Source organism: Flavobacterium pectinovorum (assembly GCF_006438875.1).
GTDB lineage: Bacteria > Bacteroidota > Bacteroidia > Flavobacteriales > Flavobacteriaceae > Flavobacterium > Flavobacterium pectinovorum_A.
Genome location: NZ_RCZH01000006.1, coordinates 373196 through 395521, shown reverse-complemented (window position 1 = coordinate 395521; position 22326 = coordinate 373196). Strand labels below are relative to the sequence as shown.

The following is a 22326-nucleotide window of genomic DNA, read 5'->3' as shown; positions in this document are numbered from 1 at the left end:
GAACTTAGTCTATATCCGTGATTTATTGGGACATGTTTCCATCCAAACGACGGAAATATATGCAAAGGCAGATTCAAGATTTAAAAGGGAGGCTTTAGAAAAAGCTTCGGAAAACTTTTTTAATGTGGATATAAAAGAAGCTTCCTGGAATGATGACAAAGAACTGAAATCGTTCTTAAAGGGACTAGCTTAGTATATTATTATGAAAAGCTGTTTTTTAGAGTATCTCTGTAATTAATTGATTATCAAAGATTCTAAAAAACAGCTTGTGATAATTTACTTCTTCTGATTTTCAATATWATCAAAAGATATTGATAATATTGAAGAATCAAAAAAATAATATTTGTATTCAAAGACAAAAACCTCGTTTAAGAAATTAAACGAGGTTTTTTTATGCCTTGTCCTGAACGGAACCACTTAGTTACATAATCAGAAATAATAATGACCGTTGGGCAATGTCATTTAGTTAAGGAAAAATTGCGAAAATGATTGATGAAATTTGATTAACGATTTTTGATTTCAGATGTTTGAAGCAGTGTAAAATAGACAATCTTAATATTTACCATTATTAAATCAAAATCAGCAATCATTAATCTTCAATCTAAAATCAAGTCGGCTTTTAAGTGTATTGTTATTTTATAGGGATTGGTTTATTAAAAATATGAAATAAAGAAATAGTTGATGTAAATAAAGAGTAAACATGAATTTTGTTTGCAGTTTATTGTTAAATATATATAAAATTAGGTTATAATTGTACTTTATACACAAAATCAAAAAACACCTTTATTTTGAAGTATTTTGTTCTGCATTTTCTATTATTAATTGGTTTTACACCCATAATTAATGCACAGGATAATCCCGTTAAATTTCTGGATATATCCGATGGCTTATCGAACAATTCTGTAACAACAATATTTCAGGATAGTGATGGCTATTTATGGTTTGGAACCTATGACGGATTAAACCGTTACGATGGATATAATTTTAAAGTGTACCGGAATAGAATCAACGACAAAAATTCTTTGTTGTTTAATACCATTTACAATATCGAAGGCGATTCAGGAAACAATATCTGGATAGGAGGTTCTAACGGAATTTGTATTTACAATAAAAAGAACGCAACATTTCGTCCTGTTGAATATATTGTTTCAAACCAAAAGCCAAAAATCTTAAAAGATATTATTCACCAAACCAGCGCCGTTTCTGATAAGATAGTTTTGGTGGCATCACAAAATTTAGGATTAATTAGTTTTGAAAATGGTTCGCTTATTGGAAAACATATTCCGCTTCAAGCAGAAGGAAATAAAACCAACATCGATAATTATGATGCCATAGCAATTCAGGACGACAAGGAAAAGGCACATTCCTGGATCTATGTCAGAAATGTTGGTGTTTGCAGTTACAGTTATGGAACTAAAAAATTAAAAGTTGTTTTTCCGCTTTCGATCGAAGTAAAAGCAATGAAACGCACTGTTGATGGAAATCTTTGGTTGGGAACAGACGAAGGGCTTTTTTTATTTAATACGCAATCCGCCACTCTTTCGGAGAATTATTTCCCAAGTAAATGCAGTGTTACAGACATTCTTTTGGATAAGAAAAAAGATGTTTGGGTTACCACAGATGGCTGCGGAATTTACAGAGTGATTGGCAACAATAAAAAAGCAATCGCTTCGAATACTATAAAAGATAATAATCTTGTAAAAAGTAATTCGGTTTGGAGTTTGTACGAAGACAAATCAGGAAACAAATGGTTTGGTACTTTGCGAGGCGGAATCAGTATGTTGAGCAATACGCCCAAATATTTTAAAAGCATTCGATATAATGCCAATAATCCTGCAGAAAACTTTATTTTATCATTCTGTGAAGACGAAAAAAACAACATTTGGGTTGGTACAGACGGAGCAGGATTAAAATATTGGAACAGAAAAAACAATACCTACATCAATTATAGTAACAAGCTTTCGAGCTCATTTATTACAAGCATTATTAGGGACAATAATAACGAAATCTGGCTTTCGACGTGGGCGGGCGGCGTGAATAAAATAAACCCAAAGAACAATACCGTCACACATTATTCCTGTTACAATCCGTTTACGAAACAAACGGAAAAAAACATTTGGTTTGTTTACAAAGATTCCAAAGCCAATATTTGGGCAAGTGCCACAAACGAAGGTTCATTATATCTCTTTAACAAAGCTCAAAATAATTTTGAGCTCTTTGATAAATCGATAAATAATTTGCAATGTCTTACCCAAACCAGTGATGGTAAACTTTGGGGCGGAAATTATACGTCGTTATTTTCTATAGAAAAAGAAACAAGAAAAATCAATAAAATCACCATCGGGAATCCCGTAAGATGTATTCACGAAGACAAAGACAAGAATCTCTGGTTGGGCACTCAGGAAGGTGGTTTGTTATTATTTGATCGAAAAAAAAACACTTTCAAAAGATTAACTACAGATGACGGTTTGCCATCGAATACCATTTTAAGATTACTGGAAGATAAAGAAGGAAATCTCTGGATGAGTACCTATAATGGCGTTTGCAGATTTGATAAAAAGAGAAAAACTTTTAGAAATTTCTCTGTAAACGATGGACTTCAAAGCAATCAATTTAGTTTTAATGCCGGCATTAAATTATCAACTGGAGAATTTTTATTTGGCGGAATTAATGGTTTTAATATCTTTTTTCCGGAAGCCATAAAAGGATACAATCAGGAAAATAACCTTTTGCTAACAGATTTTTATGTAAACAATCAACCTATTGAAGACAGCAAAACAGATTTAGTTTCAGAATGGGATTCGGGGAAAATCAAAGAAGTGAGTTTGCCTTATGATCAAACTACATTATCGCTCGAATTTGTTGCCTTGGATTATAATAATGCCGACAAAATAAATTATGCTTATTTCCTCGAAGGCTGGGACGAACAATGGAATTTTGTGGGTCAGGCCCGAAAAGCAAATTATTCAAGACTGCCCGAAGGAAAATATACTTTTAAGGTTAAAACAACCAATTTTAAAGGTGGTTGGAATGCAGCAGAAAGTCTTATTACCATAAACGTTTTACCGCCATGGTACAGAACCTGGTGGGCATATACGCTTTATTTATTAGCAGGTATTGCAAGTATTTTTGCTTATTTGGAATACCATAAAAACAAAGAAAAACTAAAATATAAGGTTAAAATCGCCGAGCTGGAAAGCAAGAAAGAAAAGGAAATTGCCGAAAAACAATCTTCGATGTTTACGTATATCTCACATGAGTTTCGCACACCGCTTTCGCTAATTATAAATCCTTTGAAAAAAGCAGTTCAGAAAGAAAGTGTCCAAAACGGATCTTCAGGGAGTGATTTGGCTATTGCGCACAGAAATGCAAGACGACTTTTGAGTCTTGTCGATCAGTTATTGCTTTTTAGAAAAGCCGAAAACGATGCTGATTCACTAAGATTATCAACAATCAATGTGAACAGTTTATGCAATGAAGTTTATCAGTGTTTTGTAAATCAGGCAAAAGATAAAAACATCAATTACAATTTTAATATTCCGGATCACGAAATTGAGATCATAGGAGATTATGAAAAAATCGAAATCTCGTTATTCAATTTAATGTCAAATGCTTTTAAATACACGCCAATTGGCGGAACAATTAATCTTAATCTGGATGAAAATGATCGTGAAGTAATTCTCGAAATTGCTGATAATGGCGACGGAATCGAGAAGAAAGATATTGATATTATTTTCGAAAAATTCAAACAAATCAATTCAAAAGTTTCAGTAGGAACCGGTTTTGGAATTGGACTTTATATCGTGAAATATTTTGTAGACAAACACAAAGGTTCCGTAAGCTGTACGAGTGAAATAGGAAAAGGAAGCATTTTTAAGTTAACTTTTCTAAAAGGAAACAGCCATTTTGAAGATGTAGAGATTACAAATGAAATTCCGCAAAGAAGTCAGTTGTTTAATGAATTGATCGTTGATGAAATCGAAGAGAATAATCCGTTTTCTACTTCAATTTCAGAAAATGATTTCCAAAGAATTATGCTTACGGATAAACGCACCGTTTTAATAATTGATGATAATGCCGAAATCAGGGCTTATTTGATAAAATTATTCTCAGCTAATTATATTGTTTACAGTGCCGAAAATGGGGAAGAAGGTTTAAAATTGACCAAAAAACACATGCCGGATTTGGTTATAAGCGACATTACCATGGAGCAAATGGACGGTCTGGAATTGTGTCGAAAAATAAAAGAAGACAGTGCTTTATCTCATATTCCGGTAATCTTATTAACGGCCTCAAAAAATCCCGAAACACATCTACAGGGAATCAGCGATGGAGCCGATGATTATATCACAAAACCTTTTGATGATGATATACTTGTAGCGCGCGTAGAATCATTGTTAAGAAACCGCAGTAATCTTAGAACGTATTTCTTAGACAGTATTACACTTAAAGAAAACACGCAAAAAGTTCCCGTAGAATATCAGGAAATTCTAAAGAAATGTATTGATATTGTAGAAGCTAATATTCATAAAAGAGATTTCACCATTAAAAACTTTGCTCTCGAAATGGGAATGAGCCACAGAACGCTTTACACCAAAATCAAAATCATTTCCGGACAAACCTTAAACGCTTTTATCCGCTCAGTCCGGATTCGAAGAGCTGCCATGTTAATGCTCACCGAAGATATTAATATTACTCAGGCAAGTGCCGAAGTTGGTTTTGAAGATCCTAAATACTTCAGACAACAATTTGTGAAACTGTTTGGCATGACACCTTCAGAATACATTAAAAAATACAAGAGTTCGTTCAACGCAGATTTGAATGTTATCAAGTAAACTCTTTATTGTCAATTTCGACCGAAGGGAGAAATCACACTAGAAGCTCCGCACAGATAATTGTCAATCTTTGTCGAGTTACGAGTGTGATTTCTCTCCCGAAGCCTCGGGATCGAAATGACAAAGTAGACGTGCTTAGGTTTATGAAATATTCTTAAAAAATAACCGCAAACGTTTTAGTCGTAAAAACGTATCAAAATCTAGTAATTGCGTATTGTTTAAAAAAATGTAGTTATTTTTTCATAATCAGTAATTTTTAACCTAAAATAATAGTTAATTGCGATTTTGACCTCCTTTTTTTTCCATTTTGTCCCTCCTTAAAAGTTTAAACTCGACATTACTTTGCACTTATAGCAATATTTAAGTTGTATTACTGTGTATGTTATAAGTGTTTATTTTACGATAAGTTTTTTATCTGTTTAAAGGAATTGAGCCTTCTTTAAAATAAGATAGTAAGAGTTGGTTTTACGTAGTACTTATCATTCCCGCAGTCATGAAAAAGCTGCGGGTTTAAATAAATTTCAAAAGAATAATCAATTAGAAAATGAGATAATTAGTCAATTAAATAATTATTGTTGATGATCAATTTTCTCGTTATCGAATTATAAAAAAATAGAAAATGCGAAAATTATTAATCAGGCCAATTATCTAATTATCTCATTTTCTTATTATCAAATTAACTAACTAACCTAACCTTAAAATTAACGAAATGAAAAAAAATGTATTTTTATTTTTTCTCGCCCTTTTTGCCGTCCTTTTTAGCGGATGTCAAAATAACGAATCAGATTTCCCAAGTTCTGATAATCCTACGGTAGTAGTGTCTACAAAAGAAATTTACGGTGCACCAAGTAGAAAATTTGAAATCAAAGCCGCTTTGGCAGATGATTTAGGATTAAAAAGCGTACAAATTCAGATTCCGGAATTATCTCTGGATAAAGTAATCAGCTTTGCAACAGATCCTTTACTTAAATCGTATGATTTGAGCTATTTCTTTGAAATTCCCGCAAACAGAGGAACTTCTGAAGCTTTCAAAATAAAATTAATTATAACAGATGTTTCGGGTAACGCCATTAATGAAGAGATTAATTTACGTTTAGACGGAGAATTTGCTGCACCGGCAATCACAATGATAACGCCAAAAGAAGGAGCTGTAATTTTATTGTCGACAAGCAAAGAAATGCCCGTAAACTTTGTCGTTAACGACGATTCAGGAATTGATTATATCGAAGTTAAATGTGCTGAATTAGGCATTGATGAAATGGTTCAGCTTCAAGGAGCGCCACAATCTTACACCTTCAATAAAACATATACTTTACCTGTTACAGCGGCAAATTATGTATTGACAATTACGGCAAAAGATAAATTTGCGATTCCTAATACAGGAACACTAAATGTCAATATCGTAGCTACAAACGAGTATCCGGCAATCTATTTATGCGATCAGCCAAAAGGCACTAATCTTACTACAGATGCTGTTGGAGTACCAATGTATTTCCACGAGAAAAACGGACAAGATTTCGAATTCAAATATTATGCTGACAAAGACAATAAAGAAGTTTATTTCTTAGGTCAGGAATCAGACTTTGCCCCACATTGTTTTGGATTGAACGAAGCAGGAACTTTGGTTGATGATGTTGTTTCAACACCAATTATTTTGCCAACAAAAGGATATTACATTATAAAAGTAAATCCAAATACTTTGACTTATTCTGCTGTAAAATACACGCCATCAAGCAAAGTTTGGGCAGATGTTGCCAACGGTTTATGGCACGATGACGAAGCACAAAGAAGACCTTTCGTGAGTGTTTGCGGCGCCGGAATTCAAGGTGCAACATGGGATACATGGGACGCTTGGGTTCAAACAGGATTACACTTGGCAAACAACCCAAATAACCCTTACCAATTAGTAGGAGAATATACTTTGACAGGACAATTGGAAGCGACTTTTACAGGTCAATGGTGGAGTCCGTCATGGAGATTAATCAAAAATGGTATTTGTACAATGTCACCGGGAGAAAACGGAAATGCTAAATATCCTGCCGCACCGGGAGTCTATAAAGTCATTCTGGATACGGAATTGGAAAGAGTATTTATCACAAAAAAATAAGTTGTTGTAATCCCGTTATGACATTTAACTAATAAAAGATATTAAGATGAAATTTAAATATATAGGATTTTTTATTGCCCTGATGTGCACCGTTGCATCGTTTGGACAAATAAAAGTAAAAGGTACTGTAAAGGACAAAGGCAATGTGCCAATTCCCGGAGTTAACCTGCTTGTTAAAGGTACAGCTACCACAACCGCCACAGATTTTGACGGAAATTATGTAATTACCGTTCCGAATAAAAACGCACAAATCGAATTTTCATTTGTTGGTTTTACCAATAAAACGATTCCAGTAGGCGATAAAACCGCGATTGATGTCATCATGGAAGAATCCAGTCAGGCATTAGACGAAATCGTGGTTGTAGGATATGCCGCTGTAAAAAAGAGCGATATAACGAGTTCAATTTCTTCCATAAAAGGAAAAGAACTCCAAACAATGACCGTTGGTAACGTTGCAGAATCTTTGCAGGGAAAAGTTTCAGGAGTTCAGGTTACAGGACAAGGAGGTCCGGGAGCTCAGCCAAGAGTTTTAATTCGCGGAATTTCTACGGTAAACCTTAGCACAGATCCGCTTTATGTAGTAGACGGAATCCCAATGGGAACAAGTATTAACTTCTTGAGCAATAACGAGATCGAATCTATGGAAGTTCTTAAAGATGCTTCTGCAAGTGCTATTTACGGTTCTCGTGCATCAAATGGAGTTATTTTGATCACGACTAAAAAAGGGAAAGCGGGTAAAACAAGATTCAATTTTGATATGAGTTCAGGAATGCAATTGATGAATAATCCGTATCATATGGCTGATGCCGAAGGTTATGCTTCAATTATGAATAAGGCCTATAACAACTCTGGTTATGCTGATTATTTGCCAAATCCTTCTCAATATAGAGGAAAAACTACAGATTGGTGGGATGCCGGAATCAAAAAAGCTTCTCCCGTAACCAATGCTTCTTTGGGAGTTAGCGGAGGTTCTGATACACACACTTACTCAGTTAGTTTGAATTACTACAATTCAGAATCTATTTATGAAGTTGGAGGATGGGAAAGAATCACGATGAGAATTAACAATGATTTTAAATTCTCAGATAAATTTTCGGCAGGAGTTACTTTAAATCCACGTTATGAAACTTATGGAGCACCTGGAAACTGGGCAGATTTTGATAAAATCGATCCAATTACGCCAATCTATAAACCGGCGAGCCAATTAACAGGATTAGAAAATGAATACAGTATTTATGCCCGTTCTCCATCTTATATATGGAATCCGGTTGCCTCTGTAAAACGTTATGATGATTATACAGATCAGTACAATTTAAATACAAACGGATACTTGCAATACACGCCAATTAAGGGATTAGTGTTTCGTACACAAGCGTCTATAGAAGTTGGAGATAAAGTAAGAAGCAGATTTAATCCGGATTTCATCATCGATGCTGCACACGAAAAAGCAGAGATTAATACGATCGAAAGATGGAATACTACAAATGTCGACTGGACATGGCAAAATACAGCAACATATTCTAAAACAATCGCGGACAAACACAATGTTTCTTTAATGATTGGTAATACCATGGAAGAGTATAATGGTAAGGATCTTTGGGGATATGGAGAAGGCGTTCCTAACAACAGCGATGCAATGAGAGAGTTGAATGCAGCAACCAAAAACCGCAATAGTGGCGGTAACAGCTGGTCAAGTTCGTTGATGTCTTACATTTCTCGTTTTTCTTATAACTATGATAGTAAATATTACTTTACAGGAACCTTTAGACGTGATGGTTCTTCAAAGTTTATGACCAATAACAAATGGGCAAATTTTCCTTCGGCTTCCGTTTCATGGAGAATTCTTAATGAAGGATTTATGGAACCTGCAAAAGATGTTCTAAGCGATTTAAGATTTAGAGCAGGTTGGGGTAAAGTAGGAAATCAAGGTTTGCCAACAGCCGTTTATCAATCAAACATTGGGCAAGGTTTTTATCCTATTGGATCCGTGGTTACCGATACTTCTTTCCCTTCATCAATGGCAAACAAAGACATTAAATGGGAAACAGTTGAAGACATCAGTTTTGGACTTGATTTTGGATTATGGAAAAACAAACTTTCAGGATCATTAGAATATTATCAGAAGAAAACAGAAGATATGTTGTTTAAGAAACAATTTCCAACGTACAGCGGTTTTCCAAATTATTCAACAATCTGGACAAACGTAGGATCGATGCAATCGAGCGGAATTGATTTGTTGGTTTCTTATAAAGATAAAAAAGGAGATTTCACGTATGGAGTTGATATGACTTTTACGACTGTAAATGTAAAAATGTTGTCATTATCTGCAAACGGAGAAAGATTATACGGTGCAGGAAATAGAACATTAACTGTTCAAGGTGAAGAACCGGGATATTTTTACGGATATGTAGCTGATGGTTTATTCCAAAATCAAACGGAATTAAATGCTCATACAGACGAACACGGAACTAAATTACAACCGTATGCACAATTAGGAGATGTTCGTTTTAAAGATGTAAATGGCGACGGAAAACTGGATGATAAAGACAGAACTAAAATTGGTTCTCCGTGGGCAGATTATAACGTTGGTTTGAATTTTAATCTTGCTTACAAACAATTTGATTTAGTAGCAAATTTCTATTCAAGCATAGGAAATGATATCGTAAATCAAAATATTTCAGATTTATACAATGGTACAAGCCTTACAAACAAAGTAAGCGGATTAGAGCAAATGGCTTGGCATGGCGAAGGTACTTCAAACTCTGTTCCGCGTTTGTCTAAAGACGATAATAACGAAAACTACACCAAATTCTCTTCTCTTTATGTAGAAGATGGTTCTTATGTGCGCATGAAAAACCTTCAGGTAGGATTTTCATTCTACAATAAATTTGGGTTAGACAAATTGAGAATCTCATTATCAGGTCAGAATTTATGGACCTGGACAAAATACACGGGAGTTGATCCTGAAGTTGCTGGTGGAGATCCTAAGCAAGATGATGGAGTTAAAGGATCAGGTTTTGGAGGATGGAACTATCCGGTTCAGCCAACAATTTTGATGGGTCTTAATGTAGCATTTTAATAAAAAACGACATGAAAAAAATAATAATAGCAATAGTAACTTTTTCATTACTCGCAGTTTCATGCAGTGATTTTATCGAAAAAGAAGAAAGAGGAACTCAAACCCTGGAGAATTATTTTCAAACTGCGCAGGAATGCGAGAATTACGTTAATGAATTGACACGTAGGTTGTTGATTCCTAACGATTGGTACGCATTAGTAGCACCAAGAGTTACCAACGAAATGTCTACAGATGATGCCTGGATGGGAAATACAGGTCAGGACAACAGTGCACACAGACCATGCTCACAATACGTGATTACGCCTGATAATATGGGAGATATGAACAGTATTTATACCGCTCATTATTACACGATTCAATCGGCTAATATTGGTTTGGAAAAAATGGCTGCATCGCCAATTTCAGAAACTCAAAGGAATCAATATATGGGAGAATCATTATTCGTGCGTGCTTATTGTTACTACGAATTAGTGAATCTTTTTGGAGGAGTTCCGTTATATACAAAATCTCTAGGTACCGCCGATTTAAAATTACAACGCAGTTCTGCTGCCGACGTTTATGCACAAATTGAAGCCGACCTTAAAGAATCTGCTGCAAAATTAGAAACCATTCCGGTAAACAGAGAAGGAAGAGTAAACAAATGGGCAGCGTATGCTTTATTAGCTCGTGTATCTTTATTTCAGGAAAAATGGGCACAGGCAAAACAGTATTCAAACAAAGTAATTTCAGAAGGACCTTATGCTTTAGAAAGTGATTTCTTAAACATCTGGAATGTAAACAATCATAACGGAGTAGAATCGATTCTTGAAGCACAATCATCTTCGGTTCAGGATAAAAGTTTGGGTTCGATGTTGCCAACATTAGCCGGAGCAAGAGGCGAGGACAAAAAATATTTCCCAAGCAATGATGCCGTAGATGTTCTTGACGGATGGGGATGGTGTATGCCAACCAGCGATCTGGAAAATGCCTATTTGTCTGAAAATGATGAGATACGTCGCAGAAGCACAATCACCAAATGGGGAGAAGCAGCTTATGGAGACGAAGTTTTAAATCCAACACACAAATTCAGTTTAAACGATAATAAATCAGGACGTATCTGTCGTAAATATTATATTCCGGTAGCAACACGTCGCGCATTAGACAAAAAAGACGGGCATTTACCATTAAATATTCCGTTGATTCGTTTGGCCGAAATGTATTTGACAAGAGCAGAAGCAAATTATCATACAGGAGGAGATGCTTTGGCAGATATCAACATCTTAAGAGCGCGCGTAAAATTAGATCCAAAAACAGGATTGGCAGGACCAACACTTTTAAAACAAATCTATAAAGAACGTCGTCTGGAATTGGCTTTTGAAGGATTGCGTTTATATGATATCCGTCGTGAAAAAGATCCAACAACAGGAAGACCTGTAATTGAAGGTTTAATGGGACCAAGCGGAACTTTTGTTCAATACAATCTGAACTCTACAGATCCGTATGAAACTACAAACTTAAGAGAATCACAAGACAAAGGAATCAATTTTAATCCGGCTAAAAACCTTTTGTGGCCAATACCACAATTAGAAATTGATTTAAGCGGAGGTTTAATTACACAAAATCCTGGTTACTAAAATGAAGTTTATCAACAACAATAAAGTAAGTCTGCTATGTGCAGGCTTGCTTTTCGCAAACTCCATTTTAGTGAGTTGCGATTCCGAAAATAACAATTCAAACACTGAAAATACCACAACCGAGTTAAGTATCAATCTCGATGCAAATCTTCAAACAATGGAAAGTTTTGGAGCTTCAGATGCATGGCAATGTAATTTTATAGGTAGAAATTGGCCTTCGGATAAAAAGAATAAAATAGCCGATTTACTTTTCAGTAAAGAACTCGATACAGACGGAAATCCAAAAGGAATCGGATTATCTCTATGGCGTTTTAACCTTGGATCAGGAAGTTCAGAACAAGGAGATGCAAGCGACATTGGTGACGAATGGAGACGTACAGAATGTTTTACAACAGATGGCGTAACCTATAACATGAACAAACAAGCCGGACAGGTTTGGTTCATGAAAGCTGCAAAAGAACGTGGTCTTGAAAAATTGTTGGCATTCACTAATAGTGCTCCGGTTTATTTAACTCAAAACGGAAAAGCACACGCAACCATCAAAGAGTTTTATAATTTGAAAGATGGAAAAATGCCGGAATTAGCAGATTTTTGGGCAACATCTTTGGACAAATTAAAAACAGAACAAGGTTTAACAATCGATTATGTAAGCCCATTTAATGAACCGCAATATGAGTGGGACGGATCCGGACAAGAAGGTTCACCGGCTACAAATGCAAATATTTACAGTTTTGTAAAAGTTCTTTCTCCGGCATTACAGGCAAAAGCATTAGAGTCTAAAATTATAGTAGGAGAAGGCGGTTCTTATGAGCCACTTTACAAAACAATTTCAGGAAAAGAAAGCAGATCCAACCAAATTGATTATTTCTTTGGAGTAAATTCAGCTAAAAATATTGCAGCATTAAGCAATGTCAAAAAAACAATTTCGGCACACAGTTATTGGCAAGCGTGGCCTTTGACAGAGTTGGTATATTCAAGACAATCAGCCGCAACAAGAACACAATCTGTTGCAGGATTGAGTCTTTGGTCTTCAGAATATTGTGTTTTAGAAAGTCCGGGAACTTCAGAACTTCCGGGTGGCGGAGGTCCGGGAAGAGATTTAGGAATGCAAACCGCACTTTGGACCGCACGTATTATCAGCACTGATATTGCCGTTGGAGGCGTAACGTCCTGGCAATGGTGGACAGCCATTAGCCGTGGAGATTACAAAGACGGTTTAATTCACATAGACGATGGTTCAAGCAACGGTGCAGGAAACGCAGATTATTGCAAAAATGACGGCTATATCAGAGATGCAAAAACACTTTGGGCTTTAGGAAACTTCTCTTTCTTCGTAAAACCGGGAATGGTCAGAGTTCAAATTCCAAGTGTTGATAATGCCACTTCTGTGAATGATGTAATGGTAACCGCATACAAAGATCAGGCAACAAAAAAACTGGTAGTTGTGGCAGTTAACATCAGTAAATCGGCGAAAGCCTACAAATTGAATCTTGCCGGAGGAGCTTTAACAGATAACAAATTGACTCCGTATATAACTTCAGAAACATTGAGTTTGAAAAAAGGAACCGCAGTTGATGCAGCGAATTTTGTAATTCCAGCTAAGTCAGTTGTGACTTATGTTGGTAGTTATAAGTAGAAGGTTCTAAGGTGCTGAGGTACTAAGTTGCTAAGGTTTTGAGATACTTTGGCAAAGATAATACTCACAAAGTTTGTCATTTCGACGGAGGAGAAATCACACTAGAAGCTCGACAAAGATTGGCGACTTTAGGAACGGAGTTACGTGTGTGATTTCTCCTCTGTCGAAATGACAAAATTACGGAAAGAAAAGATTACGAAAAGACAAGAATTCGATTGAAAATAAAGAATAAAAACATTAGCATAAAATAAATGAGAAAAGTATATATCTCGCTTTTATTGGTCATGAGTTCGCTGTCATTTGCGCAGCGAACCGTAACCATTAGCACAGATAATGTAGTTCAGACAATGGATGGTTTTGGAGGTTCTGATGCCTGGAGATGTCAGTTTGTTGGGGAAAATTGGCCCGACCAAAAAAAGAAAGCCATTGCCGATTTACTTTTTAGTAAAGAAATTGATGCACAAGGAAACCCTAAAGGAATTGGACTTTCGATCTGGAGATTTAATCTTGGTGCAGGAAGTACAGAACAAGGCGAAAACAGTAAAGTTTCGGACGAGTGGAGAAGAAGCGAATCTTTTTTGCAAGCTGACGGAACTTACGATTTCAATAAACAAGAAGGGCAAAGATGGTTCTTGCAGGCAGCCAAAAAACGCGGAGTCGAGAAATTCCTGATTTTTACCAATAGTCCGCCGGTTTATATGACAAACAACGGATTATCTTTTGCAACTCAAAAGAATAAACTGAATCTAAAAGATGGAGCAATTCCAAAATTTGCCGATTTCTTAGTTCAAAGTATTCAAGGATTGGAAAAGAAAGAAGGAATTAAATTCGATTATGTAAGTCCAATAAACGAACCGCAATGGGAATGGATGCCAGGTAATAACGGAACAAACAGTCAGGAAGGAACGCCGGCAACCAATCCCGAAATTTATGATTTGACCAAATCACTTTCAGAAAAATTGAAGGCAAATAAAATGAGTACCGAAATTGTAATTGCAGAAGCGGGACAAATCAATTATTTGTACGAAAATGTAAATTCAGAAAACAGAGACAATCAGATTGAGTATTTCTTTGGAAAAACAAAAACAAATATTTCGAAATTTTCCAATGTAAAAAATGTGATTTTAGGACACAGTTATTTTACAACATGGCCAGTGGAGAAACAGGTTTTAAGCCGAAAATTAATCGCCGCAAACATAAAACAAAATCCGGGATTGAAATATTGGCAATCTGAATATTGTATTTTAGAAAATCCGGGAGAAGCAGAGATTCCGGGTGGTTCAGGCGGAGGAAGAGATTTAGGAATGCAAACCGCATTATTCGTAGCACGTTTAATTCACAATGATATTGCAGTTGCAAATGCCGCTTCATGGCAATGGTGGACTTCTCTCACACGTGTTGATTATAAAGACGGTTTGATTTATCTAGACGACGGAAAAAGCAACGGAGGAACAGCACCGGATTATGTTAGAAACGATGGAGAATTTCACGACTCTAAACTACTTTGGGCTCTAGGGAATTATTCCTTGTTTGTACGTCCCGGAATGCTTAGAATCGATGTTCCAAATCAAAACGAAATTGACGCTGCAAACGACGTAATGTTAACCGCATACAAAGATGTACAAAACCAAAAACTAATTGTAGTGGCTGTAAACTGTGGAAAATCTCCTCAGAAATACAAATTCAATTTATCAAAAGGAACTGTAAAAGACAACGAAGTAATACCATACATAACTTCTGAAAATTCAAATTTAAAAAGAACCAACACTCAGAAAATCGATAATCTTGAAATCCCTGCAAGATCTATTGTCACGTTCGTTGGAGAATTAGAATATTAGTATTCAGTCTCAGTTTTCAGTCTCAGTTTGAAAACTGAATACTGCGACTGCGACTAAAAACTTGAAACAAGAAAAACCTGAAACTAAAAAAACAACAGATAAAAATAAAAAATGTTTACAAAAAAGATCTTACTACCCGTACTTCTCTTCTCGTGTTTGTCTGCGTTCAGTCAGATATCGTTTGGAGATTCAAAAAAAATCAATGACAACTGGAAGTTTAATTTACAAGACATTCCTGATGCGCAAAAAATAACTTACGACGATAGCAATTGGCAATCTGTAAATGTGCCGCACGACTGGAGTGTAAAGGGACAATTGAGTCCAACATTAGCAAGCTGCACCGGTTTCTTGCCAGGCGGAATTGGCTGGTATCGAAAATCAATTAATATTCCGCAAGCCAAAACAGGCGAAAAAGTCTATCTCTATTTTGAAGGTGTTTATAACAGAAGCGAGGTTTTCATCAACGGACATTCATTAGGAAAACGTCCAAACGGGTATATTTCTTTTGCTTATGATGCAACTCCATATATAAAATACGGAGCAGAAAATATTATTTCAGTTCGTGTAGATCACAGTCAAAGTGCCGATTCAAGATGGTACACAGGTTCTGGAATTTACAGAAATGTTTGGTTGGTTTATGCCAATCCGGTTCATATTGCACAATGGGGCGTTTACGCTTATCCCGAAGTAAAAAACGGAACAGGAACTTTAAATGTTGAGGTTGATGTAGAAAATGGCGCTTCGACAAAATCAAGCGTTACTGTAATTAATGAATTGATTGCAAAAGACGGAAAATCAGTTGCAAAAACATCTTCTAAACTTGAAGTTGCAGCCAATAAAACCGGAAAAATTTCGACTAAGATAAACGTAAAAAATCCGCAGTTGTGGGATTTAGAAAATCCAAATTTATATCAGCTTAAAACCACCGTTTTAAAAGACGGAAAACAAATCGATGAAACCGTTACAAAAACAGGTTTTAGAACTTTTACTTTCGATGCAAATAATGGTTTTGCATTAAACGGAAAATGGATGAAGATGAAAGGCGTTTGTTTGCATCATGACGCGGGAGTTTTGGGTTCAGCAGTTCCAAGAGAAGTTTGGGAAACAAGACTTAAAACATTGAAAGAAATTGGCGTAAATGCCATTCGTACCAGTCATAATCCGCAAGCGCCTGTTTTTTATGAGCTTTGCGACGAATTAGGATTATTGGTTTTAAACGAAGCTTATGACGAATGGGAATTTCCAAAAAGAAAATGGTTAGAAGGTTGGAATTACGGAACTCCGGGATTTGAAGGTTCGTTTGATATTTTTGCCGAGTATGGAGAAAAAGACCTTGAAGATTTCGTACGTCGCGATAGAAATCACCTTTCAGTATTTGCGTGGAGTATTGGTAACGAAGTAGATTATCCAAACGACCCGTATTCTCACCCAGTTTTAGACAAAGGAAAAGAAGGTTTTGGTCAAGCTGCTTATGGTGGTTACAAGAAAGATGCACCAGATGCCATGCGTCTTGGCGTAATTGCAAAACGTTTGGTTGCTGCCGTAAAAAAATACGATAAATCACGTCCAACTACGGCAGGATTAGCGGGCGTTGCAATGTCTAACGAAACAGAATATCCGGGAGCATTAGATATTACAGGATATAATTATACGGAAAGTAAATACCAATCAGATCATGAAAAATATCCAAATAGAGTTATTTTTGGAAGTGAGAATGTGCATGATATGGCACCTTGGTTAGCGGTAAAAAATAACAAACATATTTTTGGACAATTTCTTTGGACAGGAATCGATTATTTGGGAGAATCAGGAAGATGGCCTTCAAGAGGATTTTACTCCGGATTGGTTGATTTTGCAGGAGTTATCAAACCAAGAGGATATTTCCGTCAGTCATTATGGTCAGATAAACCAATGGTATATATGGGAACTTATCCGTTGAAAGATGTAAAAGATGTTTCTAAGGACGCATGGGCAATCTGGAATTACACTCAAGGTGAAATGATTCGCGTGGTGTGTTATACAAATGCAACAAAAGCACGATTGGAATTAAACGGAAAAGTAGTTGGTGAAGCAAAACCTTACGACGAAAAAACAGGAATTATCTATTGGGATATTCCATTTGCATCAGGTAAATTAGAAGCAATTGGTTTAGATAAAAATGATAAGGAAGTAAGCAGATATGCAATCTCATCAACACAACAACCTGTTGAATTGACAATTGCCGATAAAAACATCACAATCTCAAAAGACAAAGGAGTTGCAAAAATAATGGTTCAGGTAAAAGATCAAAATGGTTTACCGATTATGCTTTCAGACAATGAAGTGACGTGTACGATTTCAGGACCAGGTGTCTTATTAGGACTTGAAGCCGGAAACAACAGCGACATGACAGATTATACAGATAATGTTCAAAGAGTTTTTCACGGACATATTGCCGCTTACATTCAATCAACTGGAGAAGCACAGCCTATAAAAGTAACGTTTACAAGTCAGTGGTTAAAACCCGTTGAAGTTACGATTAATGTGAAATAATTTAGCGTAAAGAAAGTTGGCAACGAAGACCTAACAGGTTTTTAAAACCTGTTAGGTCTAATCAATGCAATGTTATAAAAAATTAACCTGTCAGTCTTTTTGGTAAGCCTACAGGTTAATTTTATATAGTATCAAAAAGTTTATTATATTTAAAGTGTAAATTATACACATATTTAATTAAAATGAAAATAAAAAATATAATTACCCTGATAATCGGAGTTGTTTTGGCATCAATTTCTTCCAATGCACAAACCACAACTTCCAAAAAATCAGAGTTCAAACAATGGGCGCAAAGACCGCCAATGGGTTGGAACAGTTGGGATTGTTATGGTTCAACTGTTGAAGAACACGAAGTAAAAGCCAACGCCGATTATATGGTTAAAAACCTAAAAAAATTTGGTTGGGAATATATCGTTGTAGACATCAGATGGTTTGTAGAAAATGATAAAGCAGGAGGATACAACCAAACAGATCCGCGTTATGTAATCGATCAATACGGAAGATATTTGCCGGCGGTAAATCGTTTTCCATCGGCGAAAGACGGACAAGGATTTAAACCTTTAGCAGATTATATTCATAAAAAAGGATTGAAATTTGGTATTCACATTATGCGCGGAATCCCTAAAAAAGCGGTTGAAGACAAAATGCCAATTAAAGGCACAAACGGAATTACTGCAGATCAAATTTATACAACAGCTTTGCAATGCGAATGGCTAAAAGATAATTACACAATCTTGGCAGACAAACCGGGAGCACAAGAATATTACAATTCAATATTTGAACTTTATGCGCAATGGGGCGTAGATTTTATCAAAATTGACGATTTGTCAAGACCGTATCACGAAGGGGAAATCAACCTGATTAGAAATGCAATCGACAAGTGCGGACGTAAAATTGTATTGAGCACTTCGCCCGGAGAAACGCCTATTTCTGCAGCTTCACATGTAAAAGAACATGCCAATATGTGGCGTATGGTTGATGATGTTTGGGACACTTGGCCGCACATTACACATTTGATGGAAGTAAGTCAAAAATGGTATCCGTACATTGCAGCAGGAACCTGGCCAGACTGCGACATGATTCCGCTGGGACGTATTTCTTTAAGAGGCGAACGCGGTGAAGACCGAATGACCCGTTTGACAAAAGACGAGCAATATACGCTGATTACATTTTTTAATATCTTTAAATCACCGTTGTTTTTTGGTGGAGATTTACCAAGTAATGATGCATTTACTCTATCATTGTTAACCAACAAAAATGTGGTAAAAATGCATAACGAAAGCAATGATGTAAAACAGCTTTTTCAGAAAGAGGGTAAAATTGCGGTGACTTCAAAAAATCCCAAAGACGGAAGTGTTTATTTGGCTTTGTTTAATATCTCGGATAATGGTTCTGAGAAAATAGCGGTGAATTTTTCAGATTTGGGAATTTCGGATAATATTGAAGTTTTAAATATGTGGACTGGTGAAAAATCAAAGGTTTCTGGTAAAGAGATTTCTGCAGAATTGAAGCCGCATAGTTCTGTTTTGTATCAATTAAAAGGTAAAAAATAATGAGAAAATTACAATTTAGCTTTGTACTGTTTTTAATGATTTTTAATTTTTTACAAGCTCAGAATAACACAAAAGGGACTCCGCCAATCCTTGCTGACAAAGATTTAACAGCCTACTTATTTGTTTATTTTACAGGAAATAATATCGAAGAAGAAGCCGTAAGATATGCCATTAGCGCAGACGGTTATCATTATTATCATCTCAACGATAACCAACCTGTTATTGACAGTAAAACGATAAGCTCGACAGGTGGCGTTCGTGATCCGCATATTTTGCGTGGCGACGATGGTAAAACATTTTATATGGTTTTGACGGATATGACTTCGTCAAAAGGCTGGGATAGTAATCGCGCAATGATTTTACTTAAAAGCACCGATCTTGTAAAATGGGAAAGTAGTGTGGTGAATATTCAAACCACTTTTTCAGGAAACGAAAATCTAAAACGAGTTTGGGCGCCACAAACTATTTATGATGCCAAAGCTGGTAAATACATGATTTACTTCAGTCTTCAATATGCCGGAGGTCCTGATAAAATTTATTACGCTTATGCAAATAAGGATTTTACAGCTCTGGAAAGTGCGCCAAAATTATTATTTGTACCAAAATCGGAAAGAGCTTGTATTGACGGAGATATTATTGAGAAAGACGGAATTTATCATCTTTTCTGTAAAACCGAAACGGAGAAAGCAGGAATAAAAGTAGCGACAACAACAGATTTAACTTCGGGAAAATGGATTGAAAACGATAATTATCTGCAACAAACGAGTGACGGAGTTGAAGGTTCCAGCGTTTTTAAACTCAACAATTCTGATGAGTATATTTTGATGTATGACGTTTACACGAAAGGGAAATATCAATTTACAAAAACGAAAGATTTAGAAAATTTCACGGTAATTGATAAGAATATTTCCATGGATTTTAATCCGCGTCACGGAACCATTTTACCAATAACCCGTTCTGAATTAAAAAGATTGATTGCAAAATGGGGAGTGCCGAAGCAATTTCCAAAAATAAACAACAATCCGGTTCTTGAAGGTTATTATGCAGATCCTGAGATTTTATATTCAAATAAAACAAAGAAATATTATATCTACCCCACAAGCGATGGATTTGATGGCTGGTCAGGAAATTATTTCAAGACTTTTTCATCAGATAATCTAATCGATTGGAAAGACGAAGGAATTATTGTTGATCTTAGAAAAGATGTTTCATGGGCAAACAGAAATGCTTGGGCGCCTTGTATTGTAGAGAAAAAAATCAAAGGAAAACACAAGTATTTCTACTATTTCACAGCGGCTCAAAAAATAGGTGTTGCTTCTTCGGATAATCCAACGGGACCTTTTAAGGATAGTGGAAAAGCTCTAATTAGTGCAAGACCGGAGGGCGTAAAAGACGGACAGGAAATTGATCCGGATGTTTTTACAGATCCTAAAACCGGTAAAAGTTATTTGTACTGGGGTAATATGTATATGGCTGTAGCCGAATTAAATCCTGATATGGTTTCGATAAAACCGGGAAGTACCAAACTAATTAAAGTGAATGATAGTTTTCGCGAAGGAACGTATGTAATTTACAGAAATGGGCAGTATTATTTCTTTTGGAGTGAAGATGATACCCGAAGCCCGAATTATAAAGTAAGATACGGAATTTCAAAATCTCCTTTAGGTCCAATTGAAATTCCGGAAAATAATATCGTAATACAAGGTATTCCGGATCAGGGAATTTATGCTACCGGACATAACTCCGTATTACAAATTCCAAACAAGGACGAATGGTATATTACGTATCATCGTTTCTCTTATCCAACGGGAATAAAAATGGGTGATGCAGCAGGTTTTCATCGTGAAGTTTGTATCGATAAACTCGAATTTAATCCCGATGGAACTATAAAACAAGTAATTCCAACTCATACAGGAATTAACGCAATTAAGTAATTTTAGAATTGAGTTTTCATAAAAAATAAAAGACTGTTTCGATTTAAGAAACAGTCTTTTGTTTTTTTATGATAAAATACTTTTTACGCCGTTTGATCGTCTGTAGTAGCTGACGGAGCATTTGTTTTTACTGATTCAATGCCATTTTCTCTTGCAGATGTGCTTTCATACATTTCGCTGGCACCAATAATTTGACCGTTAGTAGCTTTCAAATTAAAATATGGTTTTCCATTACTAGATTCTTTTCTGTCAAATTTACTATCATCTTGTGAGTTTGTTTTCACAGATTCGATACCGTTTAGACATGCAGCTTTTGTTGTGTAGCCTTCACTTGTTAAAATTGTCTGACCATTACCTGCTTTTAAATTAAATTGAAATTCGCCGTTAGTTCTTTTAGTAATCACAAATTTTCCCATATAGTTTTTTATTTAAGTTAGGTATTAAATTATTTTGCTATCCATAAAAATACAAAACTTCACTATACAAATTATGTTTCGCTAAAATAAAATTGTAAGAAGAAAAAAAAGCAATAAATTTAGTTTTAAAGAGTTCCTAATATTAGAATATAATATCTTAATTCAGTTTCTGATATTTTTGTTTTCTAAATTTATTCAGTAAAAAAAATATTATTATATAAGTAAATTCTGTATTTTTGAATTTGTTTTAAAAAGTATAATTATGAAAAAATTAGTGCTAATATTAGCTATTTCAAGCCTTATAATATCTTGTAACAGTAAGAAAAAAGAAAACTTAACGAATACTTCAATTGATAGTACTGCTGCTATTATAGATGATACGAGAAGTCTGGTTTCAGAAAGTGAAAGCCTTGGCGAAGCAAAAACATATGAAGGAGTATTGCCTTGTGCTGATTGCAGCGGAATTAAAACGGTATTAAAAATTTATGCGGGAGATGGAACAATGGAAACTCACAAATTTGATTTGTCCAGTGTTTATCAAGGAAAAGGAGATGGAAAAGAGTTTACACAAAAAGGCAATTACAACACAGAAAGAGGATTAGAAGACGATCCAAACGGAACAATTTATGTCCTTAATTATGATAAACCAGAAGGAGAACAAATATTCTATGGCTATTCTGCCAAAAGTCCCGATAAATTATTTTTGCTGGACCATGATCGCAAAATAATAAAAACAAAACAAGTTTATGCGTTGACATTGCAATTAGATAATTAGAAAATTTG

General features: G+C 35.5%; 11 protein-coding genes and 1 pseudogene. 11 read left to right on the top strand and 1 reads right to left on the bottom strand.

The window, feature by feature from the left end; all coding sequences use genetic code 11:
• The 10 genes and pseudogenes from EAH81_RS27835 to EAH81_RS11230 form a co-directional block, all read left to right on the top strand.
• Positions 1–193 (top strand): annotated as a pseudogene (locus tag EAH81_RS27835) (integrase); the annotation flags it as partial.
• A 595-nt stretch (positions 194–788) separates the two neighbouring features.
• On the top strand, positions 789–4835 hold the full coding sequence (locus EAH81_RS11270) for a two-component regulator propeller domain-containing protein (protein WP_140507013.1): 4047 nt from the start codon (positions 789–791) through the stop codon (positions 4833–4835).
• A gap of 709 nt (positions 4836–5544) precedes the next feature.
• Positions 5545–6942, top strand: coding sequence for a hypothetical protein (locus EAH81_RS11265; protein ID WP_140507011.1), 1398 nt, complete (start codon positions 5545–5547; stop codon positions 6940–6942).
• 46 nt (positions 6943–6988) lie between these two features.
• Positions 6989–10021: a SusC/RagA family TonB-linked outer membrane protein gene (locus EAH81_RS11260; RefSeq protein WP_140507009.1), complete on the top strand. Its 3033-nt coding sequence runs from the start codon at positions 6989–6991 to the stop codon at positions 10019–10021.
• An 11-nt stretch (positions 10022–10032) separates the two neighbouring features.
• Positions 10033–11634 (top strand): RagB/SusD family nutrient uptake outer membrane protein, encoded by a 1602-nt coding sequence (locus tag EAH81_RS11255; RefSeq protein WP_140507007.1) that lies wholly within the window; start codon positions 10033–10035, stop codon positions 11632–11634.
• Position 11635: 1 nt separating this feature from the next.
• Positions 11636–13270 carry a glycoside hydrolase gene (locus EAH81_RS11250; RefSeq protein ID WP_140507005.1) on the top strand — a complete coding sequence of 545 codons (1635 nt, stop codon included), beginning with the start codon at positions 11636–11638 and terminating at the stop codon, positions 13268–13270.
• Between the two features lie 251 nt (positions 13271–13521).
• Positions 13522–15108, top strand: coding sequence for a glycoside hydrolase (locus EAH81_RS11245; protein ID WP_140507003.1), 1587 nt, complete (start codon positions 13522–13524; stop codon positions 15106–15108).
• Positions 15109–15219: 111 nt separating this feature from the next.
• Positions 15220–17640 carry a sugar-binding domain-containing protein gene (locus EAH81_RS11240; protein ID WP_140507001.1) on the top strand — a complete coding sequence of 807 codons (2421 nt, stop codon included), beginning with the start codon at positions 15220–15222 and terminating at the stop codon, positions 17638–17640.
• A gap of 182 nt (positions 17641–17822) precedes the next feature.
• Positions 17823–19193 (top strand): glycoside hydrolase family 27 protein, encoded by a 1371-nt coding sequence (locus tag EAH81_RS11235; protein ID WP_140506999.1) that lies wholly within the window; start codon positions 17823–17825, stop codon positions 19191–19193.
• Entirely contained in the window at positions 19193–21127 is a 1935-nt protein-coding gene (locus EAH81_RS11230) for a family 43 glycosylhydrolase (RefSeq protein WP_140506996.1), read from the top strand. The genes EAH81_RS11235 and EAH81_RS11230 overlap by 1 nt, the downstream gene beginning before the upstream one ends.
• Positions 21128–21210: 83 nt before the next feature.
• On the opposite strand, the gene EAH81_RS11225 is transcribed toward EAH81_RS11230, so the two are convergent.
• The gene (locus EAH81_RS11225) at positions 21211–21543 is read right to left on the bottom strand and encodes a YegP family protein (RefSeq protein ID WP_140506994.1); all 333 of its coding nucleotides are present in this window, start codon (positions 21541–21543) and stop codon (positions 21211–21213) included.
• Positions 21544–21805: 262 nt separating this feature from the next.
• Between EAH81_RS11225 and EAH81_RS11220 the strand changes: the two genes are divergently transcribed.
• Positions 21806–22318, top strand: a complete 513-nt coding sequence (locus EAH81_RS11220; RefSeq protein WP_140506992.1) for a copper resistance protein NlpE — start codon at positions 21806–21808, stop codon at positions 22316–22318.
• Positions 22319–22326: the final 8 nt, after the last annotated feature.

Coding starts and splice junctions, on each gene's coding strand:
- EAH81_RS11265 (WP_140507011.1), top strand. CDS start 5,545: ATGAAAAAAAATGTATTTTTATTTTTTCTCGCCCTTTTTGCCGTCCTT.
- EAH81_RS11260 (WP_140507009.1), top strand. CDS start 6,989: ATGAAATTTAAATATATAGGATTTTTTATTGCCCTGATGTGCACCGTT.
- EAH81_RS11255 (WP_140507007.1), top strand. CDS start 10,033: ATGAAAAAAATAATAATAGCAATAGTAACTTTTTCATTACTCGCAGTT.
- EAH81_RS11250 (WP_140507005.1), top strand. CDS start 11,636: ATGAAGTTTATCAACAACAATAAAGTAAGTCTGCTATGTGCAGGCTTG.
- EAH81_RS11245 (WP_140507003.1), top strand. CDS start 13,522: ATGAGAAAAGTATATATCTCGCTTTTATTGGTCATGAGTTCGCTGTCA.
- EAH81_RS11240 (WP_140507001.1), top strand. CDS start 15,220: ATGTTTACAAAAAAGATCTTACTACCCGTACTTCTCTTCTCGTGTTTG.
- EAH81_RS11235 (WP_140506999.1), top strand. CDS start 17,823: ATGAAAATAAAAAATATAATTACCCTGATAATCGGAGTTGTTTTGGCA.
- EAH81_RS11230 (WP_140506996.1), top strand. CDS start 19,193: ATGAGAAAATTACAATTTAGCTTTGTACTGTTTTTAATGATTTTTAAT.
- EAH81_RS11225 (WP_140506994.1), bottom strand. CDS start 21,543: ATGGGAAAATTTGTGATTACTAAAAGAACTAACGGCGAATTTCAATTT.
- EAH81_RS11220 (WP_140506992.1), top strand. CDS start 21,806: ATGAAAAAATTAGTGCTAATATTAGCTATTTCAAGCCTTATAATATCT.